32 protein-coding genes and 1 tRNA gene are annotated in these 23,538 nt (G+C 67.1%); 8 read left to right on the forward strand and 25 right to left on the reverse strand.

Annotation, left to right across the window (positions count from 1 at the left end):
- The first annotated feature begins 142 nt into the window (after positions 1-142).
- Entirely contained in the window at positions 143-829 is a 687-nt protein-coding gene (locus tag ACFOSH_RS10340) for a hypothetical protein (RefSeq protein WP_378238519.1), read from the forward strand.
- A gap of 53 nt (positions 830-882) precedes the next feature.
- On the opposite strand, the gene ACFOSH_RS10345 is transcribed toward ACFOSH_RS10340, so the two are convergent.
- Positions 883-1,374, reverse strand: coding sequence for a YajQ family cyclic di-GMP-binding protein (locus ACFOSH_RS10345; protein ID WP_020633257.1), 492 nt, complete (start codon positions 1,372-1,374; stop codon positions 883-885).
- A 119-nt stretch (positions 1,375-1,493) separates the two neighbouring features.
- Between ACFOSH_RS10345 and ACFOSH_RS10350 the strand changes: the two genes are divergently transcribed.
- Positions 1,494-1,575, forward strand: a tRNA-Tyr gene (locus ACFOSH_RS10350).
- Positions 1,576-1,704: 129 nt separating this feature from the next.
- Here the strand turns inward: ACFOSH_RS10350 and ACFOSH_RS10355 are convergent.
- The 13 genes from ACFOSH_RS10355 to ACFOSH_RS10415 form a co-directional block, all read right to left on the reverse strand.
- Entirely contained in the window at positions 1,705-3,072 is a 1,368-nt protein-coding gene (locus tag ACFOSH_RS10355) for a tyrosine-type recombinase/integrase (RefSeq protein WP_378238520.1), read from the reverse strand.
- On the reverse strand, positions 3,072-3,260 hold the full coding sequence (locus ACFOSH_RS10360; RefSeq protein WP_044855770.1) for a helix-turn-helix transcriptional regulator: 189 nt from the start codon (positions 3,258-3,260) through the stop codon (positions 3,072-3,074). Before ACFOSH_RS10360 ends, ACFOSH_RS10355 begins: the two co-directional genes overlap by 1 nt.
- Before the next feature lie 241 nt (positions 3,261-3,501).
- On the reverse strand, positions 3,502-4,656 hold the full coding sequence (locus ACFOSH_RS10365; RefSeq protein WP_378238521.1) for a DUF3631 domain-containing protein: 1,155 nt from the start codon (positions 4,654-4,656) through the stop codon (positions 3,502-3,504).
- Positions 4,656-5,528, reverse strand: coding sequence for a bifunctional DNA primase/polymerase (locus tag ACFOSH_RS10370; RefSeq protein ID WP_378238522.1), 873 nt, complete (start codon positions 5,526-5,528; stop codon positions 4,656-4,658). The genes ACFOSH_RS10365 and ACFOSH_RS10370 overlap by 1 nt, the downstream gene beginning before the upstream one ends.
- A gap of 38 nt (positions 5,529-5,566) precedes the next feature.
- The gene (locus tag ACFOSH_RS10375; protein ID WP_378238523.1) at positions 5,567-6,199 is read right to left on the reverse strand and encodes an HNH endonuclease family protein; all 633 of its coding nucleotides are present in this window, start codon (positions 6,197-6,199) and stop codon (positions 5,567-5,569) included.
- 233 nt (positions 6,200-6,432) lie between these two features.
- Positions 6,433-8,685, reverse strand: a complete 2,253-nt coding sequence (locus ACFOSH_RS10380; RefSeq protein ID WP_378238524.1) for a cell division protein FtsK — start codon at positions 8,683-8,685, stop codon at positions 6,433-6,435.
- Positions 8,685-9,635: a hypothetical protein gene (locus ACFOSH_RS10385; RefSeq protein WP_378238525.1), complete on the reverse strand. Its 951-nt coding sequence runs from the start codon at positions 9,633-9,635 to the stop codon at positions 8,685-8,687. Before ACFOSH_RS10385 ends, ACFOSH_RS10380 begins: the two co-directional genes overlap by 1 nt.
- Positions 9,635-9,838 carry a hypothetical protein gene (locus ACFOSH_RS10390; protein ID WP_378238526.1) on the reverse strand — a complete coding sequence of 68 codons (204 nt, stop codon included), beginning with the start codon at positions 9,836-9,838 and terminating at the stop codon, positions 9,635-9,637. The genes ACFOSH_RS10385 and ACFOSH_RS10390 overlap by 1 nt, the downstream gene beginning before the upstream one ends.
- Positions 9,838-10,155, reverse strand: coding sequence for a hypothetical protein (locus ACFOSH_RS10395; protein ID WP_378238527.1), 318 nt, complete (start codon positions 10,153-10,155; stop codon positions 9,838-9,840). The genes ACFOSH_RS10390 and ACFOSH_RS10395 overlap by 1 nt, the downstream gene beginning before the upstream one ends.
- The gene (locus ACFOSH_RS10400; RefSeq protein ID WP_378238528.1) at positions 10,156-10,725 is read right to left on the reverse strand and encodes an RRQRL motif-containing zinc-binding protein; all 570 of its coding nucleotides are present in this window, start codon (positions 10,723-10,725) and stop codon (positions 10,156-10,158) included. It lies immediately after the preceding gene.
- A complete protein-coding gene (locus tag ACFOSH_RS10405; protein WP_378238529.1) occupies positions 10,725-10,985 on the reverse strand; it encodes a hypothetical protein in 261 nt (86 codons plus the stop codon). Before ACFOSH_RS10405 ends, ACFOSH_RS10400 begins: the two co-directional genes overlap by 1 nt.
- Before the next feature lie 107 nt (positions 10,986-11,092).
- The gene (locus tag ACFOSH_RS10410; protein ID WP_378238824.1) at positions 11,093-11,560 is read right to left on the reverse strand and encodes a Pycsar system effector family protein; all 468 of its coding nucleotides are present in this window, start codon (positions 11,558-11,560) and stop codon (positions 11,093-11,095) included.
- Positions 11,560-11,886: a hypothetical protein gene (locus ACFOSH_RS10415; protein WP_378238530.1), complete on the reverse strand. Its 327-nt coding sequence runs from the start codon at positions 11,884-11,886 to the stop codon at positions 11,560-11,562. Before ACFOSH_RS10415 ends, ACFOSH_RS10410 begins: the two co-directional genes overlap by 1 nt.
- A gap of 192 nt (positions 11,887-12,078) precedes the next feature.
- Between ACFOSH_RS10415 and ACFOSH_RS10420 the strand changes: the two genes are divergently transcribed.
- Entirely contained in the window at positions 12,079-12,936 is an 858-nt protein-coding gene (locus ACFOSH_RS10420) for an AAA family ATPase (protein ID WP_378238531.1), read from the forward strand.
- Complete coding sequence (locus tag ACFOSH_RS10425) at positions 12,933-13,877, forward strand: NAD(P)-dependent oxidoreductase (protein WP_378238532.1); 945 nt, start codon at positions 12,933-12,935, stop codon at positions 13,875-13,877. Before ACFOSH_RS10420 ends, ACFOSH_RS10425 begins: the two co-directional genes overlap by 4 nt.
- 189 nt (positions 13,878-14,066) lie before the next feature.
- Here ACFOSH_RS10425 and ACFOSH_RS10430 read toward each other — a convergent pair whose 3' ends face one another.
- Complete coding sequence (locus ACFOSH_RS10430; protein ID WP_378238533.1) at positions 14,067-14,453, reverse strand: hypothetical protein; 387 nt, start codon at positions 14,451-14,453, stop codon at positions 14,067-14,069.
- Positions 14,454-14,492: 39 nt separating this feature from the next.
- On the reverse strand, positions 14,493-15,041 hold the full coding sequence (locus ACFOSH_RS10435; RefSeq protein ID WP_378238534.1) for a dihydrofolate reductase family protein: 549 nt from the start codon (positions 15,039-15,041) through the stop codon (positions 14,493-14,495).
- 40 nt (positions 15,042-15,081) lie between these two features.
- Here ACFOSH_RS10435 and ACFOSH_RS10440 point away from each other — a divergent pair, with 40 nt between their 5' ends.
- Positions 15,082-15,618, forward strand: a complete 537-nt coding sequence (locus ACFOSH_RS10440; protein WP_378238535.1) for a GNAT family N-acetyltransferase — start codon at positions 15,082-15,084, stop codon at positions 15,616-15,618.
- Here ACFOSH_RS10440 and ACFOSH_RS10445 read toward each other — a convergent pair.
- Positions 15,608-16,822: a DUF4241 domain-containing protein gene (locus ACFOSH_RS10445; protein ID WP_378238537.1), complete on the reverse strand. Its 1,215-nt coding sequence runs from the start codon at positions 16,820-16,822 to the stop codon at positions 15,608-15,610. The two genes, ACFOSH_RS10440 and ACFOSH_RS10445, sit on opposite strands and share 11 nt — an antisense overlap.
- A gap of 41 nt (positions 16,823-16,863) precedes the next feature.
- Positions 16,864-17,502, reverse strand: a complete 639-nt coding sequence (locus ACFOSH_RS10450) for a TetR/AcrR family transcriptional regulator (protein WP_378238538.1) — start codon at positions 17,500-17,502, stop codon at positions 16,864-16,866.
- Positions 17,503-17,597: 95 nt separating this feature from the next.
- Here ACFOSH_RS10450 and ACFOSH_RS10455 point away from each other — a divergent pair, with 95 nt between their 5' ends.
- Together ACFOSH_RS10455 and ACFOSH_RS10460 are read left to right on the forward strand one after the other, a co-directional pair.
- Positions 17,598-17,741 (forward strand): hypothetical protein, encoded by a 144-nt coding sequence (locus ACFOSH_RS10455; RefSeq protein WP_240595860.1) that lies wholly within the window; start codon positions 17,598-17,600, stop codon positions 17,739-17,741.
- A 47-nt stretch (positions 17,742-17,788) separates the two neighbouring features.
- Positions 17,789-18,169: a VOC family protein gene (locus ACFOSH_RS10460; protein WP_378238540.1), complete on the forward strand. Its 381-nt coding sequence runs from the start codon at positions 17,789-17,791 to the stop codon at positions 18,167-18,169.
- A 50-nt stretch (positions 18,170-18,219) separates the two neighbouring features.
- Here ACFOSH_RS10460 and ACFOSH_RS10465 read toward each other — a convergent pair whose 3' ends face one another.
- From ACFOSH_RS10465 to ACFOSH_RS10480, 4 genes are read right to left on the reverse strand one after another with little or no spacing between them, the layout of a single operon-like run.
- Complete coding sequence (locus ACFOSH_RS10465) at positions 18,220-18,609, reverse strand: VOC family protein (RefSeq protein ID WP_378238541.1); 390 nt, start codon at positions 18,607-18,609, stop codon at positions 18,220-18,222.
- Complete coding sequence (locus tag ACFOSH_RS10470; protein WP_378238542.1) at positions 18,606-18,896, reverse strand: ArsR/SmtB family transcription factor; 291 nt, start codon at positions 18,894-18,896, stop codon at positions 18,606-18,608. The genes ACFOSH_RS10465 and ACFOSH_RS10470 overlap by 4 nt, the downstream gene beginning before the upstream one ends.
- 43 nt (positions 18,897-18,939) lie before the next feature.
- Entirely contained in the window at positions 18,940-19,584 is a 645-nt protein-coding gene (locus ACFOSH_RS10475; RefSeq protein WP_378238543.1) for a response regulator, read from the reverse strand.
- The gene (locus ACFOSH_RS10480; protein ID WP_378238544.1) at positions 19,575-20,726 is read right to left on the reverse strand and encodes a sensor histidine kinase; all 1,152 of its coding nucleotides are present in this window, start codon (positions 20,724-20,726) and stop codon (positions 19,575-19,577) included. Before ACFOSH_RS10480 ends, ACFOSH_RS10475 begins: the two co-directional genes overlap by 10 nt.
- A gap of 135 nt (positions 20,727-20,861) precedes the next feature.
- Here ACFOSH_RS10480 and ACFOSH_RS10485 point away from each other — a divergent pair, with 135 nt between their 5' ends.
- Positions 20,862-21,512, forward strand: coding sequence for a DedA family protein (locus tag ACFOSH_RS10485; protein WP_378238545.1), 651 nt, complete (start codon positions 20,862-20,864; stop codon positions 21,510-21,512).
- Between the two features lie 40 nt (positions 21,513-21,552).
- On the opposite strand, the gene ACFOSH_RS10490 is transcribed toward ACFOSH_RS10485, so the two are convergent.
- From ACFOSH_RS10490 to ACFOSH_RS10500, 3 genes are read right to left on the reverse strand one after another with little or no spacing between them, the layout of a single operon-like run.
- Complete coding sequence (locus tag ACFOSH_RS10490; protein WP_378238547.1) at positions 21,553-22,713, reverse strand: alkaline phosphatase PhoX; 1,161 nt, start codon at positions 22,711-22,713, stop codon at positions 21,553-21,555.
- A complete protein-coding gene (locus ACFOSH_RS10495) occupies positions 22,710-23,216 on the reverse strand; it encodes a helix-turn-helix domain-containing protein (RefSeq protein WP_378238548.1) in 507 nt (168 codons plus the stop codon). Before ACFOSH_RS10495 ends, ACFOSH_RS10490 begins: the two co-directional genes overlap by 4 nt.
- Positions 23,213-23,410, reverse strand: coding sequence for a hypothetical protein (locus tag ACFOSH_RS10500; RefSeq protein ID WP_378238550.1), 198 nt, complete (start codon positions 23,408-23,410; stop codon positions 23,213-23,215). The genes ACFOSH_RS10495 and ACFOSH_RS10500 overlap by 4 nt, the downstream gene beginning before the upstream one ends.
- Positions 23,411-23,538: the final 128 nt, after the last annotated feature.

Below are 23,538 nucleotides of genomic sequence, written 5' to 3' on the forward strand. Positions count from 1 at the left end.
ACATTTGTCCATTTCGGACTCCAGCGAAGGCGTTGCGGCAGAAACCCACGCACGGGTGGCCTGAATCGCTCGGCCGGGTGGTCCGGTAACGCTGGGCTATCGGTCGGCGAAGATCCCATGACTGAACAACTAGGGGGAGTCCGTGATCAGGCGCTTGTGCGCGGCGTCGGCCGCCGTGCTGCTGACCGTCGGCCTGATGGCCTGCTCGCCGGCGAACACGGGCAGGGTCGTCCCGCGGGCCGCCGCCCCGGAAGGGCTGCGCTCACCGTCGGCGACCCCCGAGCCGCCGCCGACGTCCACCACCACCCCGCGCCCCGGCCCGCAGCCGGCGGAGAAGCACTCGGGCAAGGGGAACGCGTCGGTCCCCATGACCTGGCCGACGCGCCTCGGCTTCGTGACCTTCGACTGCCCGAAGTGCTCCGGGCACGTCGCGGTCAACACCGAGAACGAGCTGATCGTCAACGACATCGGCCCGTACAAGGGCACGCAGTGGATCAACGACATGCCCGGCTACCAGGCGAAGACGTTCACCATCAAGGCCAACGCCGCCTGGACGCTGACCATCACCGACGAAAGCGGCCTGCCCGTCCTCGAACCGGGCAAACCCCTCTCAGGCAAGAGCGAAGCGGTCTTCGCGGTGCCTGACGCCGTCTCGTCGGTCGCCGTCACCACCAAGAACAGCGGCCGCACCGCGGTGTGGGTGCACAGCGGCGACTACTCGGATCTCCCCGTGAACCAGCTCGGCGACTACAAGGGCACCGTGCCCGTGTCCGGCCCGGCTTACCTCTCGGTGGAAGGCGACGGGACCTGGACGGTCGCGGGGTCGTAGGTATGACGAAGGCCACCTTCGCGACTTTCCGAAGGTGGCCTTCCCCGCCACTGTTAGCGGTAGTTCGTGAACTGCAGCGCGATCTCGAAGTCCTTGCCCTTGAGCAAGGCGATCACGTCCTGCAGCTGGTCCTTCTTCTTGCCGGACACCCGCAGCTGGTCGCCCTGGATCTGCGCCTGGACACCCTTGGGGCCCTCGTCGCGGATGAACTTGGCGATCTGCTTCGCCTTGTCCGACGCGATCCCCTGCAGGATCTTGCCGCCCACCTTGTAGATCTTGCCGGACAACGCCGGCTCGTCCGCCTCGAACGCCTTCAAGGAGATGTTGCGCTTGATCAGCTTCTCCTTGAACACCTCGACCGCCGCCAGCGCGCGCTCTTCGGTCTCGGACTCGATCGCGATCGCCTCTTCACCGGACCAGTCGATCTTCGTCCCGGTACCCCGGAAGTCGAACCGTGTACCGAGTTCCTTGCTGGCCTGGTTCAGGGCGTTGTCCACCTCCTGGCGATCGACCTTGCTCACCACGTCGAAAGAGGGATCCGCCACGTGTTCTCACACCTCGTACTCGCTTGTCAGGAGCTTCCACCCTAGCCCTGCGGAACCCGGTTGACCGGCCCGCCATGGCATTGGGTATTCTTTCGTCTCGACCGGGCTTGCCCGGCCACGGCGAGTTGCCCGAGCGGCCAAAGGGATCTGACTGTAAATCAGACGGCTACGCCTTCGGGGGTTCGAATCCCTCACTCGCCACACCAGCAAGATCGGCCCCCTGACCTGCGAAAGCAGGACCTGGGGCCGATCTTGTTATGTGCAGTTGTGTGCAGCTCGGCGCGGCTGGTAGCGGGTGGCCGCGCCAAATACGCGCCAAAGTTTTCCGAGCTACTCGCCGCCAAGAGCCCTGGTCACGCGGTCTCGGGCGGCCTGCTCCCCGCCGTCGAGGCACTTGGCGTAGACCCTCAGCAGCACGGAGAGGCTGTGCCCGGCCCACTTGGCTACACGGGTGGGCTCCACGCCGCCGTTGAGCCACGTCGACACCGCAGCGTGGCGTAAGTCGTAGGGACGCTTCCCCAGAGGCCCAGCGGCCACCTCAGCCGTGAAAACCCGCTCACGAGCCGTCGCCCACACCCGGCCGTAGACCGAGCTGCCGACCCGGCCGCCGTCGCGGGCACCGCGGAACAGCCTGCCGTCTGGCGCGGTCCCGAACTGGCGCAGATGCTCGTGGAGCAGAGCGGTGAGCTGAGGTGGGCACGGCACCGTCCGCTCCTCCTCTTCGGCCCGGTGCTTGAGCGGCCCCTCTTCGGATGCCTCGCCGGAATCCGTCCACTCCTGCCCGATCTCCGGACGCGCCCTCCTGAGGAGAAGATCTCCCCACCCTTCCTTAGGCAGCGACAGGTCGGCCTTGTTCAGGTTCGCCACCTCCTCCGGCCGGAGAGCGGCGTAGTACATCAGCCCATAGAACGCGACCAGGGGCGGTCCCTGCTTGCCGATCGTGCCGACCGCTTCGAGCAGCATTCGCCCCTGGATCGGATTCACGACGGATTTCGGGTCCACCTCATGGACGACGAACTTTCGTTTCTTCATCTTCACGTCCTCAACCGGATTCGCCGTCAGAAGCTTCTGTTCGGGTGACATCGCGTACTCAATGGCGTTTCCGAGAGCAACGCGGCGGAGCCGTACGGTGTTGGTCGCTGCCTTCTTTCCGTCCAACTTGAGATCCAGGGCGCGTAGAACAGTGCGCAGCGTGTCCGCATTCGCCAACTCGCCGACATTGCGGCTCGCCTTCGCGGCGAACGAGAGAGCTTGTCGGACTTCGTCGGTTTGGGGAGCGTTCCGTGTGTTCACATTGAAGGCGGTCTTGAGGGCCTTTCGCAGGGTCTTGGGGTCGCACGGCGGTTTCCCCTTGAGCATGGGAACAGTGATGGTCATCAGGGACTCCGCGAGAGATGCGCGATACTTGGGTGATGACTCTGGCCACTTCATATCCGCGTACTCGCACGCGAACGCAAACCATGACTTGACCTCGGTCGCGCGTAGCATTGAGACCGGTAGCCCGCTCTCAGTGTCGAACGCTTCTCCCTCGCGTGCGGCGGTGAGCAGCTTGGAACGGAAACTGTCAGCGAGTGCGAACGTGTCGAAGCTTTCGCCAAACTTTTCACCGCCAACAACCCAGCGGGCTCGGTGCGTCGTCTTCCGCTTGCCTTCGTACTTGTACAGCGTCCAGATTCGGACGTCGTGTGTGGTTGCCATCAGGCAGCAGCCTCCTCGCACAGGTCCAGAAAGCGTTCGTACTCGGAACGGCGGATACGGAGATCACCGTTCGGCAGTTTCAGGCAGCTAGGTCCGCGCCCGGTGGCGCGCCATTGCTGGAAGGTCCGGCGTGAGATCTTCATTTCGGCGCAGAATTCGGCGACTGTGAGCCAGTTCGTGGTGGCCATGGTGGCGGGTTCTCCTCGCGCGGTGGTGCGTGCTGGTGGCGTGCGCGACGTGCATGGCGGGGTCTCCTTGGCGGCTTGAGCGGGTGTTGTCGGTAACTGCGGTAACCTCGGTAACTTCGCTGGTCAGACGGTTACCGAGGGATTTTCGGCTCGGTAACCTCGGTAACCGGGTTACCGGGGTTACCGCAGCGATTTCGGGTCGGTAACCGTCTGACCTGCACGGTTACCGGGGTTACCGCAGTTACCGGGAATCCCCGGTTTCGGGTGGTGGGAGGTAGCGGGTCCAGGCGTCGGCGAGGCCGGTTTCTCCGGTGGTGCGGTAGCCCTTGGTGGTGGTGCCGTTGTGCTTGAACGCGTGGACTTCCACCCCGTACCTGCCGAGTTCCTTGGACAGGTGGCGGGCGTCGAACGGCTTGCCGTAGTAGTCGGCCCAGGGGCCTTCGTCCATCGCGTGGAGCGCTTCGAGGATGACGGTGGTGGGCAGTCGTTCGGCTTGGTGTGCGGTGAAGACGTCGCGCAGGTCGGCGAGCAGGCGGGTGCCGATGCTCCCGGCGCGCGGGTTGTTGTTGGCCACGAAGTGTTTGCAGGCTTCGCGGGCCTTCTCGGGCCAGTCACCCCCGGCGGCGTCGGCGAGCGCGAGCAGGGGTTCCCAGATCTCGGCGGACCGGTCGGTGACACCCTCGGGCATCTCCGGTTCGGCCTCGCCGACCTGTTCGGCGACACTGCGGACCCAGTCGGCGAGCCGGTCCCGCAGCGGTTCGGCCTCGGCTTCGATGCGGCGGGTTTTGAAGGGCTCGACGGTTTCGCCGGGGGCACGACGTCGCATGTGGACGGTGATGGCGCGGGTGGTGATGGTGTCGGGCATGTGCCCGGCGATCCCGGCGAGCGCGGCGGGGGCATAGACCTTGAACCGCTGCACCGCCATCGCCTTCGCGTCGCCGACACAACGCGGGATCGTGGCCGACCGCTTGTATCCGGCGTTGAGCAGGGCGCGCAGGTCCTCGGTGTTGCCGCTGTTCTTCGGGTTGAAGATGGCGTCCACCTCATCGAACAAGATTGTGATCGGCGCGGCGGACACGAGCCGGAACAGCGCAGCAGGGGAAGCGGACAACGTCATCTCCGGCGACGCCACGAGGTACTGCGCGACCTCCAGGACGCGGGTCTTCCCGCTACCAGGTTCGGCGGAGGACAGGATCAGGCGCGGGGTGATGTAGAAGTGCTCGGCGGCGTGGGTGTGGGCGTACCAGAGCGCGAGCATCGGCGCGCAGTGCTCGGACGGGAAGACGTTGAAGCGGGACACGAACTCTCCGATCTGGTCCAGGACTTCGGCGCCGTCGGCGGACGTGGCGGTCGGCTCACGGGGAGGCGACACCACCCGCAGCGCGGGCACGGTCATCAGGCGGCCTTTCCTCGGGTGACAGGGTTTCGGGCACCGGCGGTCAGCCCCGCGTCCACCACGCGGACGACTTCGCGGGCGTTGGGTGGCCAGTGCGCGGAGCCGATGAGGGTTTCCCCGGCGGAGATGAGGTCGGCCCGCGCGGTGGCATGGTCGACCAGTTCGGCCCCGACCTTGCGACCGACGGTGTAGGCCGCGCTCGACAACGTCTCGTTGTAGCTGCCTGGTGCGGCCGCCCGGATGCGGTCGCACTCCCCGGCGAGAGCGGCCGCCCCGTAGCGGGTGGTGTCCGCAGAACGGATCTCAAGCGGCCCTGAGTTGGCCGTAGAGCGCCGTTCCGCGCACACCTGCACTAACCAGCCCGGCAGTTCCACGGGGTCGGTGTCGTCGGCGAGGTTGTAGGCGCCGGTAGGGAGCACCGACCCCGGCCCCACCACGTACCCGCCTCCTGCCCGTGTGTCCACACAGGAGGTGAGCTGTCCCTGACTGTTCCGCAGCGTGGTTCCGGCCGGGGCGAGGTAGTACAGGTGCCGCCCACCCGACGGAGTGACGACGCTGTAGGTGTCCGGCACCGGTGCCCCGCGTTCCGCGGCGAGCGCGGCGAACGCGGCCATACCGTCCGGCCCGGTGCCGTCCTTGGACATGTCCAGGTCCACCACCACGAGCCGGGACGGGCCGGTGGCCACGCCGATGTTGAAGCGATCAGCCGACCAGCACCGGCGGATACGGAGGGGGTCCGTGGTGGCGCGGTTCTCCCAGTCCTTCACAGCGGGCTGCCGCTTCGTTCCCGGTGCGAGCGGGAACACGGCCCACCCCATTCCCGCGAGGTACAGCGCCCAGTCCAAGAGCGGGTTTCCAGCGTGCGCGGTCATCGAACTACCTTCCACAGTGGACAGTCAGGGACAGTGGTTCAGCAGTGCTTGAGGACGGCGGCGACGGCGTCGTGCTCGACCTTGTCGACGCTCATGCGGTAGGTGGTCTTCACCCGAATCCAGTGCGCGACGTAGCCGCACCGGTCTTTCGCGGGCAGCCACTTGGAGGGGTCCTGGTCGCCCTTGGAGCGGTTGGACTTCGCGGTGACGGCGACCAGGACGGCCGGGTCGTTGGCGTAGCGGGTCCGTTGGGCCTCGGTCCAGTCGCGGGTGTGTGAGCGGGCGGCCTCGGCGAGCGGCACCATGTGGTCGATGTCGACGGTCTCGGGGTCGGTGACCTTCACGCCGTCGTAGCGGCTGGTCCACTCTCCACTCAGGACCTTGCAGCCCTTGCCGGTGGTGACGTTGCGGCCTTGGGTCTTGAGGGTGTCTTCGCGGCGGTTGCAGCCCTTGCCGACGCTGTCCCAGTGGGGCCAGTCGTCGCGGTTGTAGTGGGCTCCGGTGTCGGCGGGCTTTACGGCGAGTTTCGCGAGTTGCCGGGTGGCGGTGGTGGCGTCGAGGGTGCCGGGGGTTCCGGTGGCGGCCGGGACCTCGCAGCCGGTGACGAACAGCGTGACGAGGGCGAGTGGGATGGCGGCGATGAGGGCGCGGCCGGTGGTGTGCGTGGTCAAAGCGAGTCCAATCCTCGGTGACTGTGTGTGCCTGTTTTGGGCAGTGCTCGGCCAGGGCTAGGGCCGGTGAGGTGGGCGGCTAGCCGGGGTTTTCGCGGGTTTCCGCTGGTCGGCGCGGGGGTGGTCTAGGTCCCTAGAGTCCTGGTCAGAAAGCCAGGGGGTTCTAGAGTGGGGGTCTAGGTCTAGGGGCGCTCCGGTCTAGGACGCGGCGCGCCCCTAGCCCTAGTCTTCTGTCACGCTCGGTTACTCTTGGCCTTGGTGAGGGCGTCGCGGGTGTAGCCGTTGCGGTTGCTGCCCTTGCCGGTTTCGGGGTCGGTGGCCCACACCTGTCCGGGCTTCACCCCGTCCGGCTTGAGCGCGGTCGCGAGGGCAGCCGGGTTCCACTTCCCGTAGGTCGAGGGGCGCAGCTCGGCGAGCCGGGACACGATCACGTCCGACCAGAGCTTTTCCTCGCCCTTCTCGAACACCGACAGAACGTCGGCGAGGGTGTCCAGGCGGGCGGTGTCCAGGTCGACTTCTTCCCCGGCGGCGTAGCCGGTGATGTTGCCCAGGGCTTCACGCTGCTTGCGGGCACCGGCGGCGATCCGCTTGGCCATCGGCCCGTCCTGGTAGACGGACCTGGTGATCTGTGCGTCGCTGCCCTCACCGCGGAGATAGCCGATTCCCTTGTCGGACCAGGCAAACGTGGTCGCCCGGATGCCGTTCTTGTACTGCGAGGTTCCGAGGACCATGTCGTTTTCGGTCTGTCCCATGACTTTCAAGCAGTACCGGATGGACAGGTTCGCTGAGATGTCGGTCGGGATGGCCTTCGCGTCCGGCCGCTGCGTGGCCAGGAACAGCCCAATCCCCAACGCGGGACCACGTTTCACCAGGTCAGTGCAGATTTCCCGGAGTTCGTCACCGTGCTCGGAGTGCTCGAACCACACCTGGCACTCGTCGACACCGATGATGATCGGAGCCAACCCGAGGTCCTTGCGGGACGCCAGAGCGGGGGTGACCTTGTTGTCTGGGCAGACATCCTCCGGGAGGTTGCGGATCACCTTGGCGCGGCGGCGCAGCTCCTCCCGCAGCGCCCGCAGCTCGACGACGGCGGTTTCGATGTCCTCGGGGTCATCGCCGACCCCGTAGCCGTGACACACCGGGGACAGCGAGGACAGGTCACCAGTGCCCTTGAGGTCGTAGGCATACAGCACCGAACGCGGGTCGAGTGCGGCGATGAGCAGGATTTCGCGCAGGGAAACGGTTTTGCCCATCCGGGGGATGGCGCCGATGGCACCGGACGCGAACATGAGGGTGATGGGCACCCAGCGGCCGCGCTGGTCCGTGCCGAACGGCTGGGGCTTGAACAGGTCGACCGTCGCCCCGGCCTTGGCGAGTGGCCACGGGGCCTGTTTGGTGGTGGACATGTCCTTGTCCCCGACCCAGATGATGAGGCGTCCTTCGTGGATGGTCGGGTCACCCTCAGGCCACACACACCCAAGCTGACGACGCAGCCCCGAGGAGAGCCGTTCCCGGCGGTCGATGACGTCCCCCGCGGTGACGCCCGGCGGCAGGTCGATATCGGCGCGCCATCCGGGACCGTCCCGCACGATCGGCGAGGGGAACCCGATGCCCTTGCCCTTCGCGATGGCCTGATTGATCCCCGCGATCCCGAGAGCGCCCAGGGCGTCTTCGATCATCGACGACGTGAGCTTCGGCGCCTTCGCGGAATCGACGGCGCGCCCGGCCACCGGCTTGTCCTTCGGCGCCCCGAACCAGCCCACCAACGTCATGGCGGTGATGAGGATGGTCCAGTTCCAGAACGGCGTGACGTAGGTGATGGCCATGTACACGATGGCGATCAGGATCAGGACCCCGACCATCACCGGCGCGGACCGTCGGCGAACGGTGTCGTTGCGGGCCTCGCGCAGCCTCATGTACTCGTTCACGTCGGCCCGGTCCCGGGCGTCCATGCGTACCGGCTTCGACTCCGCGTCGTACACCCAGCGGTGTACACGAACGGTCCCCCGGCACAACGCGCCCGGCGCCTTCAGTAGGGCGCTCGGGACGTACACGGGCACCCGCAGCGCGTGGAACGCGGTCTGGTGTCCGGCGAGCTGCACGAGGAACTTCGCGCGGGACTTGAACTCCTCGGCCGAGAGCAGCCAGGACGCGACCAGCGGCCGGGCCTTCGTGTCGGCGACGGTCTCCCACCAGGACTTCTTCACATCCTTGGGGTCCACCTTGACGGTGGACGTGGCGGGCTCGGACTCGTCCACGATCTCCGCGTCGATGACGTCCGACGGGGCCACGGCGGCGGTGTCGCGCGGGGTCGGGATCTCCTCGGCGGTGCGGGCGGTGCCCGGCTTGAACTCCACCACGTTGCCGTTCACGACACGGCCGTCCGGGCGTTCGTCAGAGGTGGTGTCGGGGGTCGGGTTGGGGATGTTCACAGCGGGGTCCTTCGCGGGCTCGGGGGCGGGGGTGTGGTCGGCGGTGGTGGACATCAGGCGGCCTCCTCCGAGTCGATGCGGGCGGTGGTGGTGGTCGGGACGCTCACCGGCAGGACGGTGGGCGCGGTGGCGGTTTCGGCGATCAGGTCGTCGGCGACGTTTTTGGAGGTGCCGCGCGAGACGTCCGGGCAGACCTCGCGGACCCAGGCGGGGGTGATCTCGATTCCGGGCGCCCACGCGGCGCGGGCCTCGGCGAGGTAGTCACCGCGCAGTTTCCGGCCCGGCTTGGCGGGGGCCTTGGCCTTGCGGGTGGTGCGGCGCGGAGCCGGGGCCGGGGAGAGTGCCGGCGTGGGCACCGGCTGCTCCGAGTCCGGGGTCTCGGCGGCTACGGAGGGGGTGACCTCGGCGGCCGGGGTGGTCTCCTGCGTGTCCGTCTCGCCGGTGAAGGCGTGCCCGGCGGCCTTCATGACGGCTTCGGTGAGCTTGTCCCGCAGGACGGGGGCGGTTTCGGCGGCGAGGAACACCAGCACCGGCGGCACGGAGTGCAGCGCGACCCCGGCGACGTCGAGGTGGGTCCAGGACTTCCAGGTGTTCATGACGTAGGTGGCCAGGAACGCGAACCACTTCGTCCGGTGTGCCCACCGGCCGGTTTCGACCTGGTAGCGGGCGGTGATCTGCTCCGCTCGCAGGACGGCGACCAGGACGAGCGACACCATGGGGTCCAGCAGCCACGCGGACACCCAGCCCAGTGACCACACGGGCGCACCGGACGCGGCGAAGGCCTGGACGTTGACCATGGTGAAGGCGAGGCCGAGGAAGATCCCGACCCGCAACAGGACGTCGATTTGGGTGCGGACCTTCTCCACGCGTAGCGCGATGACGTCGGGGTGGTTTGCCAGACGGCGGACCTGCGCGGCGGACTCGGCGTCCTGGTGGAGCTTGTCGGCCTCGGTGAGCGGCTGGTGCCGCGCGTCCTGCGCGGTGGTGATGTCGGTGGTGGTCATCAGCTCTGCCCCCACTTCGTCTCGTGCGTCTGGTTCCACTGCGCGATCCGGCCATCCAGCTCGGATTCCAGGACCTCGCGGCGTTCGGCGGACGAGAGCTCACCCAGCACGGCACTGCGGTCCTTGGCCTTCATGCCGGACAGGATCGTGTGGACCACGCGGTCGCCGATCTGTTCGCCTTCGGTCTTCTTCTGGCGTCCCATCAGTGACGACCTCCCCGCGTGGTGGTGACGATCTCGGTGATGGCCATGAGCCGCACGATGGTGGCGGCGGCGAACAGGGCCGGGACGATGAGCGCGATCCAGGTGGCGGTGGTGTTGCCGATCTTCACGACCACGAGCCACTGCACGAACGCGATGACGGCGGTGGCCAGGATGAGCCGGATGGTGTTGCCGGTCATGCGGGTCACCTCCCGCACGCCCTTCTGTGCCTTGGTGGCGGACTTCCGCCCGGCACGCCACACGCTGAACACACCCACCAGCGCGAGCCCACCCAGGATCATCAGGGTCTGCGTGGACATTCAGGCCACCACCTTCGAGGTCTCGACACGGCCGGGCCGCGCGGAACAAATCGGGATCACCGGCGCCAACCCGGCAGGGACGAAGCCGCGGGAAGCCTCCGCGAGTTCGTGCGGCGCGAGGACAGGGGTTCCGGCGACGTAGTCGTGGAGGTAGGAATCGGGTTCGAGCCCGGCCCGGTACCGGCACGCCTCACAGGTGCGGTCGGCCTTGGGCAGCTCGGCCCAGCCGGTCTCCCCGCACTGGCGGCAGGTGCGGCGGGCGGCCATCGCCTTGTCCAGCGCGGCCTGACGGGCCGGGGTCATCGGCCGGACCGGCTTCGCACCATCGATCAGGAACAGGTCCGCGAAGACCTTCTTCCCGGCACGGGCGCACCGGAAGAACAGCACCGCCACCGGGTCTTGTCCACCCGGACGCAACCCCATCGCCCGCAACTGACGGCGGGTCGCGAGCTTGTCGGTCGGGGCGATGCCCCAGGACAGCAGCGGCAGACCGTCACACGTGCCACGGGTGAACTCCTGCAAGTCCGACCAGGGGACCTCCCGCAGGGTCCATGGGTACTGGCGGGCCATCAGCACACACCCCCACCGGCGACGGTGGTGACGGCGTCGCGGACCAGGTCCAGCGCGAGAGTGCGGGTGGTGTCGGCGTCGTCCTGCTCACCGACGGCGGCGAGGGCGTCGGCCATCTCGAACAGCCATCCGACACGGTCGGACAGCGGCGAGTTGGTCGGGTGCGGCCGGGTCCGCATCAGGTGGGCCACGACCTCATGAGGAATCGGGGCCGACACCGGAATCGCGGGCGAGAAGTCGGGGCCGTTGGTGCCTACCATGAGAGTCCTTCCCGAGTTACTACCTGCGTGGTGGTGGGGAGTCCCGGCCTGCGCGGAGCGTGCTTGGCGGTTCGAGCCGCGCGGGCCGGTGAGAATGCGGCGGGCGGTCATGTCAGCACCGCCAGGACCAGGGCGACGGCGAGGACACAGACGCCGACGAACAGCAGTCCGACCGCGCGGGAGATCCGCTGGTACTTCCGCACCGCGACCCCGCCGATGAGGACCACGTCCGTCGCGAGCACCTGCGCGGCCGCCGAACTCGTCGACTCCAGCAGCGCGGCCGGACCGTGGTAGACCGCGTGCAGCCAGGTCCCCGGAGTCGGGAACTGGGAGAGCCGGGGACGCAGGGCCGACAGCAGCACCAGCACCGCCCCGAACACCGGCACGGCGGCCGCCCAGAGCGCGACCATCGCCACCGGCGACACAGAGCGGGTGGTCAGCGCGACCACACCGGCCAGCACCGCAGCCACGATCGACAGCAGCGCCTGCGCCTTCGTATCCGCCTTCCGCAGGTCGTCCCGCACGTGCTCGTGAGCCCGCTGGACCTGCGGCAACGCCTGCTCGAAGGTGTGCATCACGCGGCCTCACCCTCGGACGCGGCGGCGGTGGTGTCCAGCAGCGACGGAAGCGCCCGCAGCACCGTCCGGCCGCTACGACGCTCCGACCGGGTCGCCCTGCGAACGTCGGTGAACGAGTGCGTCACCCGCACATCCGCCGCGACCGTCGCGGCCGCCAGCTCCGCGTCCACCGACGCAATCAGCGCGTCAACCTCGCGCTCCTCGTCGGTGTAGCCCAGGAAGTCCCACGCCCTCGGCGCGGCGGCCTGAACAGCAGAAACATCGAACTCCAACCCGTCAAACGACGCTTCGGCCTGACGGCGGGAGATGTGTGCCGACCTCATCGGGTCTCCTTCGTGGTGTGTGAACTCGAACACCACGAAACCTAACAACTGGTTTGGAAACCAGTCAACTGGTTGACTCGAATGGAGTAGTCGGTTGGTGATCTACCAGGGGAAATGCGTCCAGTCATCTGGTATGTTCTGGCCTGTAAGCCAGTCATCTGACTGGTCAGCGTCGCCTAGCAGGGAGTCCACATGTCCCGGCCACGTCCGAAGGCTCAACGGTCCGAGTCCCTGCATCGGCAGGTTGCGCGCAACATCAGGAACGACATTGAGGCTGGGCGTCTCAGGGATGGCCAGTCGTTGCCGTCCACAAGGGAGCTCGCCGCAGAGTGGCAGGTCAGTCCATTCACGATCACCGAGGCGATGGACGTGCTGATACGTGAGGGGTTGGTCGTGAGTAAGCCACGGGCGGGTCGCGTCGTGCATGCCCCGCATGTCACAGAGGCGCCGCGCCCCAAGGTGTCCGTAACCCAGGTTGTATTTGTGGGCGGTTTCGCCGGAAGTGGCAAGACTGAGCTTGGGCGAGTTCTGGCACGAGAAACCGGCTGGTCAATCCTGGATAAGGACACTACGACACGTTCTGTCGTAGAGGTAGCTTTGGAACTCCAGGGGCTTTCTCCTAATGACCGCGAGTCGGACGTCTATGTAAATAAGATTCGGCCGCGTGAGTATGAAGCGCTCATCGGAACCATGACGGAAAATGTGCAATGTGGAAACAGTGCGATCGTAACCGCGCCGTTTATTCGCGAGTTTTCAGATGCGGCTTGGGTGAGTAGAATCCAGGCAACTTGCAAGGATCTGGGTGCAACTCCCCATTTTGTCTGGGTGTACTGCGATGCGAGTACGATGCATACATACGTGAGGCATCGTGGTGCGGCTCGCGATGCTACTAAGCTTGCGAACTGGGAAACTTACATTTCGGGAATCGACTTGGAGCTACGTCCGCCGGTTCCGCACATCGTAATCGACAATTCCGCATCGAGTAAGCCACTGCAAGACCAGGCGCGAAACCTGCTCGCAACTATCTTAAATGAGGATGTAGACAAGTGACGGCAGCGAAAACAACGATCCTGGTCAGCACTGAAGCCGATGATCTGGTTGCTCATGAGCTTTTCGGGCAGCTCGATGACGTTGAGGTCTTGGGCTATGATCCCACGAGCAAAGAGCTTGACGACGTGCAGAAGGGGGCGGATATCTTCGTGCCGCCGTATCGAGGCACGAACCGCCCCATGGCGCTCATGGACCAGTTGGCCAACTTGAAGATGGTCCAGATTACAGCCGCAGGAACTGACGAGTGGGTCAATGAGGTTCCGGAAGGCGTTGTCCTGGCAGGTGCGCGTGGTGCTCACGCGGGACCCGTTTCGGAGTGGGTTCTGTCAGCTATTTTGGCTCAACTGCGCCATTGGCCCACGCTCGTCAGATATCAAGACAAGAGCACGTGGGCTCACCGAAAATTCGATGCGGACACGCTTCGGGGCAAGCGGGTACTGATTGTTGGTGCGGGCAGTATTGGGAAAGCGACTGCTCGGCTACTCGACGCCTTCGGTGCGAAGTCAACGTTGGTTGCAAGCACAGCGCGCAGTGGCGTTCACGGCGCGGCCGAACTGCCCGATCTTATCGGCGGACACCAAGTCGTTGTGATCACGGCGCCGCTCAACGACGCGACGCTCAACCTGGTCGATAAGGACTTCCTTGCTGCCATGGACGACGGGGCTCTCCTGGTAAACGCGGGACGCGGGCGGATAGTCGATACAGATGCGTTGGTGGGGGAGCTGCGTACGGGACGAATTCGGGCAGCGCTCGATGTGACCGAGCCTGAGCCGCTCCCCGAGGACCATCCACTTTGGAACTGCACTGGCGTCATCATCAGCCCGCACAGCGCCCGGACCGTGCCAGGCACCAACGCGTTGTGTTACGCCGTCGCGGTCGACCAGGTGCGGACGTTCTTGGCAGGGGAGACCCCCTCAAACGCTGCTGCGCGGCCGGTTTAGGTGGAGCTCCACGCCAAATACGCGCCAAAGCGCAGCGGCGAGAGTGCTAACGCGCAGGTCAGGGCACGTCTGCGCGCTTCTCTGTAAATCAGACGGCTACGCCTTCGGGGGTTCGAATCCCTCACTCGCCACACAGAGCGGCTCCGTGACCTGGTCACGGGGCCGCTCTTGTTCGTGCGGCCCCCGCGCTCACCGGCCTCGATCCCGCCGCTGCGGCCAGGCCGGATGGCTGTTCGGCTCGGCCAGGTCCTCCAGGTAGGTGTGCTCGCTGAAGTCGTCGTCCGTCGTCGGCGCTTTTCGCGCGCGCCGGGGTGCGGCCACCAGTGCGGGGGCCGCACCGGGGGCTGATTCGAGGCTTTCGGCGATCTCGGCGAGCTGTGGCCACAGCTTCTCCTGCGCCTTGGGCGCGAACAGCGCCTGCGCGAGCGGATGTTCGCACTTTCCGCCGGCGACGTCTTCCCAGCTGAACTTGCCGTCCCGGACGCAGCCCGCCGCCCTGGTCAGCCGCGGCGAGGCGCCGGGCCGTTCCGCCGCGAGACGGAACACCTCGGCGGTGAACTTCGACGCGTCGACCATGATCGCCACCTCCGTCGTTCTCCCGCCGCTACGCCGACCCTACCGAGCCCGGTAGCGCAGCAGCACGATCCCCGAAGAGAACGGCTGTTCCTCCACCAGCCGAAGCTTCGGAACGCCGGTGGCGCCCTCGAACAGCCGGCGGCCTTCCCCGGCCACGACGGGGTAGACGAACAGCCGGTACTCGTCGACGAGCCCCTCGGCGACGAGCGTCCGCACCAGCGAGATGCTGCCGGTGGTCACGATGTCCTTTCCCTCGGCGGCCTTCAGCCTCTCGATCTCCGAACGCAGTCCGCCGGAGAGAACCGTCGTGTTCTCCCACTTTGGCTCGGTCAGGGTGCTGGAGACCACGTACTTGCTCACTGAGTTCAGATAAGCCGAGATCCCTGTCGTGTCCTCGGTCTGCTTCGGCCAGTAGCCGCGCATGTCTTCGAAGGTGACGCGCCCCACCAGGAAGGCGTCGGCGTTTTCACGTTGTTCGCGGAGCGCGGCCAGGAGACCCCGATCGTCGCCGCCCGGGCTGAACCAGTCGCCCGTCAGTTCGATCACGCCGTCGATCGTGCTGTTCTCCGTGACGATCAGTTCACGCATGAGCCAGACCGTACCGCCGCCCTCCGACAAGAATGGGCCGATGACCGAGCCGCTGCCCTGGCCCGCGACGCCGCCGGCCCACGGATCCGTTGTCCTGCGGGAATTCGCCGACACCGACGGCCAGCTCGCCCTCGAACTCGGCGAAGACCCCTATGTGCCGCTCATCGGCAGCCTGCCCGCGCATCCGACAGGCAGGGAAGCCGAAGAATGGGTGCGGCGGCAGCAGACCCGGCACGCCGAGGGGCGGGGCTTCCCTTTCGTGATCACCGCCGACGAGACCGTGGTCGGCACGATCGGCCTCTGGCTGCGGAACCTGTCCGAAGGCGCCGGGATCGTGGGCTATTCGGTCTCGCCGCGGCACCGGCGGCGCGGGTTCGCGACCGACGCGCTCAAAGCGATGACCGGCTTCGCCCGGACCGTCCCCGGCGTCGAGCGGATCGAGCTGTACATCGAGCCGTGGAACCGTGGTTCCCTTCGGGCGGCGGAGAAAGCGGGCTACCGGCGCGAAGGACTGCTACCCGCCCATCAGGAGATCGGCGGGACAGCGCGGGACATGCTTCTCTACGTCAAGCCGTGAGAACCCGCGCGCGGTTGAGCACCAGCATGTCGGTCACGAAGCAGGCCAGGGTGCCGTCGGCGGCTCGGCCGATCCAGGTCGGATAGCTCCCGTCTCCCCAGCCGGTGGCGAACGCGATGATGTTGCCGCTCGCGCCGTCCGGGGTGATGTCGACGTGGGGATCCACCTCGGCGAACCGCTCCATGAGGTCGTCGTCCACCTCCTCGGGGAGCGCGGAGACGTCGGCGAAGCAGCCCGTGCCGCTGTCGACGCCGTAGCCGTAGAACTCCCCGTCTCCCAGGAAGAGCGCGTTCTGACCCGGCCAGACCGCGACCTCCCAGGTGGCCACCGGAACGTCGGCGACGACGAGTTTCGCGGCGGCGACCCGCTCGTGGGCGGGCTCGTCGACGAAGCGGATCATGGCGAGCTCGACCCGGTGCTCCCCGGGCGGGACCGTGACCGTGAAGTGGTCGGATTCCGCGTCCAGGAAGGCCGGATCCGAGGCGACGAGCCTGCCGCTGGGCATGCGGAGCTTCCCGGCGTCCCGAAGTTCGACTTCGACGAGGTCGCGGTCGTCGCGCAGCGAAAAGCGCGTGCCCGCGGTGAACATCTCCTTCATGCTGGTGGGCCGCAACGGAACGGACGGCCGCCAAGGACGCTTTTCGACGGGAAGCAGCGGATCGGTTTCGGGAGCAGTCGGGCTTTGAAGGGTCAGCGGCCCCGAGTTCGCGAGAGGCTCCCAGTCACCGAAGGCGGGCTTCGGCGTGGTCAGCTCGGACACCGGCTTGTGCGCGCGGCCGCTGCTGGAGCCGCCCCCGTAGCCATCGGGCGCTTGATGCAGCCAGCCCTCGCCTTCGGGGCCGAAGGACATCTCCACGCGCCCGGCGTTCTGTTTGTCGAATTCTTCCTGGTCGGGGGATTTGTAGGTCCATTGCTCGATCCGCACGAGGAACAAGGTGCCGTCTTCGAGCAAGCGGTACTCGAACGCGGCGCGCCGTCTGGCCTGCTCGTCGACGTGCCAGCAGCGGGCGAAATGGTGCTGCCACGCGATTTCGAGCAGTACCGACGGCGCCTCGGCGCCGGGACGCACCAAGGCGACGGCGTACTGCTCTCCGGCTGCATCGCGCTCCCGGGCGGCGTCGGACGTGAGCTTGCCGACCAGGGCGCGGGCGGCCGGATCCCAGCCCTCACAACAGATGACTTCGAACGAAGTCCCCTCAGACATGAGGCGGACCCTAGCGGTCGCCCCCGACAGAACACTAGGAGTTACACGCGGATCGCGTAGTCGCCGAAGGCCGGTTCCAGTAGCTCGAAAGCTCGCTGTGTCGCCTTCGTCAGCGCTTCGGCGATCTCGTTGTCGCTCTCGCCGGCGTGCGAGCGCCGCAGGACCTCGCGGAAGAGAACGCGGTCGATCGCGTTGAGTTCGGCGGCCGCCATGATCGGGGTGACGTCGTCCGCGGTGGCTCCGGTCTCGGTCGCGAGCAGGACGGCGAGCGCCTCCTCCCGCAGTTCGTGCAGTTCACGCAACCGCGCTGTCAGGGTCGGGCTCTCCAGCACCATTTTCGCGAAGGCCGTCCCGGTGAAGCCGATCACGGGAGAATGCTCCGCCACCGCGTCCAGGAAGGTGCGTCGTAGCGCGGCCAGCGCCGACTCACCCGCCTTCCTGTCCCGGACGGCGTTCGCCAGCCCGTTCGTGAACTCTTCGTGCTGGTCCAGTGCCAGGTCCTCTTTGCGTGCGAAGTAGTTGGTGACGGTCTTCTTCGCGACCCTCGCCGCCGCGGCGATCTCGGCGATCGTCGTCTCCTCGAAGCCCTTCTCGATGAAGAGGAGCGTCGCCTTGTCGGAGATCAGCTGCCGTGTCTCCTGCTTCTTGAGCTCTCGTAAGCCCACATCCGCGCTGGTCATGGGCGAAGTTTACCACTGTCGTAAAAATATCCTTGACTTATGGTAGTCCCGATGTAAACTTACGTCCGTACTACCGACCAGAGAGAAGAGGCTCCTTGACCGCTCGAATCCCCCAAGGCAACGAAGGCACCAACCGCGCCCAGGTCCGCCGGAACGACCGCCGCCATCAGCAGCCGTTCCCCGGCCGCTCGATGCCGGTGCGCCGCTCGACCGGCGTCCCGCGCCGCCGGTCGTACTGACCGATCAGCTCCATCGAAAACTCACCGCCGACCGAAGGGGATAGCCCATGAACGTCCTTGCCTCCACCGTCTCGCTGACCGTCGACGACGTCGCCGCCTCCAGTCGTTTCTTCGCCGAGCACTTCGGCTTCACCGAACAGATGGCCGCGGAGGGATTCGTCTCTCTCGGCCACGAAACCGCGAAGGTGGCCATCGTCCTGCTCCAGGCGGGGATCGAGGTCTTGCCGGAGAACCTGCGGCAGCGGCGCGCGTCCGGGGTGATCGTGGCCTTCACGGTCGAGAACCTCGAAGCCGAGGAGAAGCGCCTGCGCGACGAAGGTGTCGAGATCACGATGCCGCTGCGGGAGGAGCCTTGGGGAGAACGCCTCCTCATGGTCACCGACCCGAACGGCGTGCCCGTGGAACTCGTGGAATGGGTGCAGCAGTAAGGAAAAGCCAAAGCGGGGCTCGGTCCACAGTGGACCGAGCCCGCTTTCGGTTACTTCATCGTCGCGAGCTGGATCAGGTTGCCGCAGGTGTCGTCGAAGACGGCGGTGACCACCGGTCCCATGTCGACGGCGTCCTGGGTGAACTCGACGCCCAGCCCCTTGAGGCGCTCGACCTCGGCGTACACGTCCTCGACGGCGAACTGGGTGAACGGGATACCGTCATCGGCCAGTGCCTTCTTGAACGGCTTCGCCGCCGGGTGGCCGTCCGGTTCCAGCAGCAGCTCGACGCCGTCGAGGTCGGCGGGGGAGACCACGGTGAGCCAGCGGGCGTCGCCGGTGGGCACGTCGTGTTTCTTGGTGAACCCCAGCTTCTCGGTGTAGAAGGCCAGTGCCTTGGCCTGGTCGTCGACGAAGACGCTGGTGATGTTGATGCGGATCACGGGTTCGGTTCCTCTCGGTCGATGGGCCACCGCTCGACGATCGACCGCAGCGGACTCGTGTCGAGGTGGTGGAACTTGTAGCGGCCCTGCCGCCGGGTGTGCACCAAGCCTGCCTGTTCGAGCATCGCGAGATGCTGCGAGATGGCCTGCCGTGAAGAGGCCAGGCCGTGTTTCATGGTCAGCCTGCCGCAGATCTCGAACAGCGTCTGACCGTCCTTTTCGGTCAGCTCGTCCAGGATGGTGCGTCGCGTCGCGTCGCCGATCGCCTTGAACAGGTCGCCGTCCACGACTCAGTTATAGGCAAGCCGTCACTTGCCTGTCAACTCGCGGTCAGGAGCCGAGGTAGCGCAGGATCGCCAGGACGCGACGGCTGTAGCCGACGGTGTTGGTCAGGCCGAGCTTGTCGAAGAGGGCGTTCACGTGCTTCTCGACGGCGCTCTGCGACACGTACAGCGACTCGGCGATCCCGGCGTTCGTGTGGCCCTGAGCCATTTTCTCCAGCACTTCGCGCTCGCGGCCGGTCAGCTTCGCGAGTGGATCGGTGTGCGTGGTCCGCGCGAGCAGCCGCCGGACCACCTCCGGATCGAACGCCGCCCCGCCCGCGGCGACCCGGTCGAGCGCGTCCAGGAATTCGCCCACCTGGGCGACCCGGTCCTTCAGGAGATAGCCGACGCGTTCACCGTCGCCGGTGATCAGCTCGGCGGCGTAGCGCTTCTCGACGTACTGCGAGAGCACCAGGACCCCGATCCCCGGCCAGCGTTTCCGGATCTCAAGCGCCGCGCGAAGGCCCTCGTCGGTGTGGGTGGGCGGCATGCGGACGTCGGTGACGACCACATCCGGCTGATAGGCGGCCGTCGTCGAGAGGAGCGCTTCGCCGTCGCCGACCGACGCCACGACGTCGTGTCCCTCTTCGATCAGCAGCCGGACCAGCCCCTCGCGCAGCAGGGTCGAGTCCTCGGCGAGGATCACTCGCACGGCAGTACCGCCGTCACCACTGTCGGGCCGCCGGGCGGGCTGTCCACGGCGAACTCCCCGTCCGCCGCCGCGACGCGCCGCGCGAGGCCGGAGAGACCGCCGCCGGACTCCCTCGCGCCGCCCGTGCCGTCGTCGGTGATCCGCACCCGCACCCTGTCCCCGTCCCGTTCGGCCTCGATGTCGATCCGCGTCGCCGCGGCGTGCTTGATCGTATTGGTGACCGCCTCGGACGCGACGAAGTAGACGACCGTCTCGATGGCCGCCGGTGGCCGTTCCGGCAGGTCGACACGCAGGTGGACCGGCACGCCGGAGCGTTCCGCGAGCGCCTCCAGCGCGGGGTGCAGTCCGTCCGAGTCCAGCGCGATCGGATACACCCGCCACGAGACCTCGCGCAGGTCTTCGAGGGCGCGCTGGGACTCCTCGTGTGCCTGACGGAGCAGATCCGACGCGTGGTCCGGATCGCCCGCGCGCCGCGCCCGGCCGAGCAGCATCCCGAGCGCGACGAGCCGCTGCTGGACGCCGTCATGCAGGTCCCGTTCGATCCGGCGGCGCTCGTCGTTGACCGCCTCGACCACCTCCGCTCGGCTGGTCGCGAGCTCGGAGACCCGGCGGCGCAACGTTTCCTGTTTGCTGGGCCCGAAAAAGTGTCGGGCCAGCTTCTCGTCCAACGTCGCGGCCCCGAGAAGCCCTTGCAGGGCAAGGAAAACAAGCAACGCGCCGAAGAGTGCAGTGGTGACGGGGTCGTACCAGTCGGCAGGCGCGCCGCCTCCGGGAGACTGACCATTGAACAGCTGATAGGCGATGATCACTCCGGATCCGGCGCCCAGCAGGATCATCACGAAGATCCCGGCACAGACCAGCCCGATGACGCACCGCGGGACTAGATAGGCCATCGCGCGGCTGTCGGTGTAATCCATGGCGTTCCGATTGCCGAAGTACTTCTCCAGCCGTCGCCGTTCCACTTCGGACAGGACGTGGGCGCCGGCGAAGACAGGCTCCCGCAGCGCGGGGATCGCGAGCGCGGCGCCGCCGAAGAGGACATAGAAGAGCTCCGCGAACGCGGTCACGGAGCCGATCGCCAGGCCCAGCGTGCCGCGGAGCATCTTGCGCAGATAGTTGCGCACAGCGGCCGGAACAGGCATAACGCCAGGTTAGCGGGGCACCCGAAGATCGGTACTGCGGTTTTCCTCAGTGATCTGTGCCGCTTCACCGCAGGGTGTGGAACCCGGGCAATTCGTACGTTCGTTGATACCTGCAGACGACCACGAAAGGCCGCCATGAATCTCCTCCTCGCCCAAGCCGCCAGCGAACCGATGGGCGGCCTCGCCGGCTGGGCGGTCTCGCTGATGGACGCACTGGGCGGTCCGGGAGCCGCGATCATCGTCGGGCTGGACAACCTGTTCCCGCCGATCCCCAGCGAACTGGTCCTGCCGCTCGCCGGGTTCTCCGCCAGCCAGGGCACGTTCACCCTGGCGGAGGCACTGGTGTGGACGACCTTCGGATCGGTCGCCGGCGCGATCATCGTCTACTACCTCGGCCTGCTGCTGGGCCGCGACCGCACGCGCCGCTGGATGGCGAAGATCCCGCTGGTCAAGGCCTCCGACTTCGACAAGACCGAAGCCTGGTTCCAGAAGCACGGCACCAAGGCGGTGTTCTTCGGCCGGATGGTGCCGATCTTCCGCAGCCTCATCTCCCTGCCCGCCGGGATCGAGCGGATGCCGTTCTGGCGGTTCCTGGCCCTGACCACGCTGGGCAGCCTGATCTGGAACACCGTGTTCGTCATGGCCGGTTACGCCCTCGGGGAGAGCTGGCACCTGGTGGACGAGTACGCCGGGTTCTTCCAGTACTTCGTGATCGCCGCCGTCGCGATCGCCCTGACGCTCTTCGTGGTCAGCCGCGTTCGCGAGAAGAGCCGCACCGATGTGTGACGGTGGTGGGGCGCCTGGCCAGGCGCCCCACCTGGCTGCCTCAGGACCGGAAGGGGCCGGTGACCTCGTAGGTGATCCCGCCGGAGGACGAGCCGGAGGTGCCGCGCTGCGACGAGAAGTACAGCCGGTTCCCCGCCGGGGTGAACGCGGGACCGCAGATCTCCGACGAGCTCTGGCCGCTGATCCGCAGGAACGGCGCCACGATGTCGTTCGGCGTGATGACGCAGATCTCCATGTTGCCGCCGTCTTCGGCGACGTACAGGTCACCCGAAGAGGTCCCGGTGAGGTTGTCGACGCCGGTCAGTGGCGCCGAGCCCGGGCTGACCAGGGAGTCGTCGTAGGCCAGTTCGTAAGTGCTGTTCGCCAGGTTGAGCTGCCAGACGCGGTTGTCGCCCTTGGTGGTGAACCACGCGGTGTCGTTGGCGTAGTGCAGTCCTTCGCCCCCGGTGAACCGCTTCGCGCCGGACACCTGGTTGCGTGTGGGGGTGGGGGAGCCGTCGGGGTCGGGCACGTTCGCCCAGGTGAAGCTGCCCGACGTCGCCGTGCCCGCCTTCAGCACCTGCAGCGTCCCGGCGGAGAGATCGCCCCAGGTCGTCGGGACGAACCGGTAGAAGCAGCCGTCCGTGGTGTCCTCGGTCAGGTAGACGGCCTTGCGCACCGGGTCCGCCGCCGCGGCCTCGTGCTTGAACTTCCCCATCGCGGGCCGCTGGACCGCGGCCGAGGCCGGCCCGTTCGGCTGGCATTCGTAGACGAAGCCGAGGTCGATCTCCTCACAGGAAAGCCAAGTGTTCCAAGGAGTCTTGCCGCCCGCGCAGTTCTGGCGAGTGTTCGCCAGGACTCGGTGAGCGCCGGTGATGGTCCCGCTCGCGTCGAATTTGACCGCGCTGGCACCGCCACCCGGCGTGATCTCCGAGTTCGACACGTAGATCCAGCCGCTGCCGTCGGCGAACACGGCGCCGCCGTCCGGCGCGCTGTGCCAGGTGTAACCGGTGCTCGCGACCTTCTGGCCGGACCGCGCGATCACGCGGCTGGTGAATCCGGCGGGCAGCCGGATCCCGTTCGCGTCGGCCGCCTGGAGCGCGCCGTACGGGCTGGGTCCGTTCTGCGCGGGCGCCGCGAGGGCCGCCCCCGAGAGCCTGTTTCCGAACGCCGTGACGCCGGCGCCGACCACGGCCGCGCGCAGGAAATTCCGTCGCTTCACTCGTGCCTCCGCTGATGTGGTGGTGCGGGAAGGAGCGGAGGGGAGGTTACGGGCGGAACGGGACTTCCAGGTGAATTCGCGGCGTATTCGCCGGGGGGAGGGAACTTTCGTAGGGAAGCCTCGATCAACACTATTTCTTTCGCTTTGCGAAGGCCTGGGGCTTCGGCGCCGCCGCGTTGTTCGGCGATTTCCAAGGCGACGAGTATTCGGTCGAGCGGCGCGCGTCCGCCATTGCGGTGGTGACGGCGTCCGATCAGGTGACGCCAGTCGGCGAGGTACTCGTCGAGCCCGGGCTCTCCGGGAACGGCCCGGAGCAGGGCGCGTACCAGGACTCGCATCTGGTTTTCGTTGCCGGGCAAGGTGTTCCGGGCCAACGTGTCGGCCAGGGTGCTCCGGGACTGACCGGTCGCGGCGGCCAGCGCGCGGATGCTGAGGCCGCTTCGGTCACGGAGTTCACGCAGCCGCGCCATGAATTCCGATTCCTCGGTGAGGGTGGTGTTCATCGGCGTGCCCGTGCGGGCACGGGGCGGAGGACGGCGCCGAACAGGGTGATCGCGATCCCCGCCGCGATCGGCGCACTCGTACCGGCGAAGGTCAGCGCCGTGGTGAATACGGTGAGAATGCTCAGGCAAACGAGCTGACCGGCCGAAACGCAGCTTCGCCTAGGCCGCAGGGGCGGCAGGATTCCGTGACTCATGACCTTGCCCTCTCAAGGTTCAGGGGCGGCACCCGGCTGGGTGGCACGGAATCTACGTTATCAAACCGTGATATGAAATTTAAGGGCGATTAATGTCCGGGTTCGTCCGGATCCGGAACGCCGAAAGC

This window comes from Amycolatopsis speibonae (genome assembly GCF_042647925.1).
Lineage (GTDB): Bacteria > Actinomycetota > Actinomycetes > Mycobacteriales > Pseudonocardiaceae > Amycolatopsis > Amycolatopsis speibonae.

Excerpts from the sequence above, each read along its gene's own strand:
- ACFOSH_RS10355 (WP_378238520.1), bottom strand. The coding sequence starts at position 3,072 with ATGGCAACCACACACGACGTCCGAATCTGGACGCTGTACAAGTACGAA.
- ACFOSH_RS10360 (WP_044855770.1), bottom strand. The coding sequence starts at position 3,260 with ATGGCCACCACGAACTGGCTCACAGTCGCCGAATTCTGCGCCGAAATG.
- ACFOSH_RS10365 (WP_378238521.1), bottom strand. The coding sequence starts at position 4,656 with ATGACCGTGCCCGCGCTGCGGGTGGTGTCGCCTCCCCGTGAGCCGACC.
- ACFOSH_RS10370 (WP_378238522.1), bottom strand. The coding sequence starts at position 5,528 with ATGACCGCGCACGCTGGAAACCCGCTCTTGGACTGGGCGCTGTACCTC.
- ACFOSH_RS10380 (WP_378238524.1), bottom strand. The coding sequence starts at position 8,685 with ATGTCCACCACCGCCGACCACACCCCCGCCCCCGAGCCCGCGAAGGAC.
- ACFOSH_RS10385 (WP_378238525.1), bottom strand. The coding sequence starts at position 9,635 with ATGACCACCACCGACATCACCACCGCGCAGGACGCGCGGCACCAGCCG.
- ACFOSH_RS10390 (WP_378238526.1), bottom strand. The coding sequence starts at position 9,838 with ATGGGACGCCAGAAGAAGACCGAAGGCGAACAGATCGGCGACCGCGTG.
- ACFOSH_RS10395 (WP_378238527.1), bottom strand. The coding sequence starts at position 10,155 with ATGTCCACGCAGACCCTGATGATCCTGGGTGGGCTCGCGCTGGTGGGT.
- ACFOSH_RS10400 (WP_378238528.1), bottom strand. The coding sequence starts at position 10,725 with ATGGCCCGCCAGTACCCATGGACCCTGCGGGAGGTCCCCTGGTCGGAC.
- ACFOSH_RS10405 (WP_378238529.1), bottom strand. The coding sequence starts at position 10,985 with ATGGTAGGCACCAACGGCCCCGACTTCTCGCCCGCGATTCCGGTGTCG.
- ACFOSH_RS10410 (WP_378238824.1), bottom strand. The coding sequence starts at position 11,560 with ATGCACACCTTCGAGCAGGCGTTGCCGCAGGTCCAGCGGGCTCACGAG.
- ACFOSH_RS10415 (WP_378238530.1), bottom strand. The coding sequence starts at position 11,886 with ATGAGGTCGGCACACATCTCCCGCCGTCAGGCCGAAGCGTCGTTTGAC.
- ACFOSH_RS10420 (WP_378238531.1), top strand. The coding sequence starts at position 12,079 with ATGTCCCGGCCACGTCCGAAGGCTCAACGGTCCGAGTCCCTGCATCGG.
- ACFOSH_RS10430 (WP_378238533.1), bottom strand. The coding sequence starts at position 14,453 with ATGGTCGACGCGTCGAAGTTCACCGCCGAGGTGTTCCGTCTCGCGGCG.
- ACFOSH_RS10435 (WP_378238534.1), bottom strand. The coding sequence starts at position 15,041 with ATGCGTGAACTGATCGTCACGGAGAACAGCACGATCGACGGCGTGATC.
- ACFOSH_RS10440 (WP_378238535.1), top strand. The coding sequence starts at position 15,082 with ATGACCGAGCCGCTGCCCTGGCCCGCGACGCCGCCGGCCCACGGATCC.
- ACFOSH_RS10445 (WP_378238537.1), bottom strand. The coding sequence starts at position 16,822 with ATGTCTGAGGGGACTTCGTTCGAAGTCATCTGTTGTGAGGGCTGGGAT.
- ACFOSH_RS10450 (WP_378238538.1), bottom strand. The coding sequence starts at position 17,502 with ATGACCAGCGCGGATGTGGGCTTACGAGAGCTCAAGAAGCAGGAGACA.
- ACFOSH_RS10460 (WP_378238540.1), top strand. The coding sequence starts at position 17,789 with ATGAACGTCCTTGCCTCCACCGTCTCGCTGACCGTCGACGACGTCGCC.
- ACFOSH_RS10480 (WP_378238544.1), bottom strand. The coding sequence starts at position 20,726 with ATGCCTGTTCCGGCCGCTGTGCGCAACTATCTGCGCAAGATGCTCCGC.
- ACFOSH_RS10485 (WP_378238545.1), top strand. The coding sequence starts at position 20,862 with ATGAATCTCCTCCTCGCCCAAGCCGCCAGCGAACCGATGGGCGGCCTC.
- ACFOSH_RS10495 (WP_378238548.1), bottom strand. The coding sequence starts at position 23,216 with ATGAACACCACCCTCACCGAGGAATCGGAATTCATGGCGCGGCTGCGT.
- ACFOSH_RS10500 (WP_378238550.1), bottom strand. The coding sequence starts at position 23,410 with ATGAGTCACGGAATCCTGCCGCCCCTGCGGCCTAGGCGAAGCTGCGTT.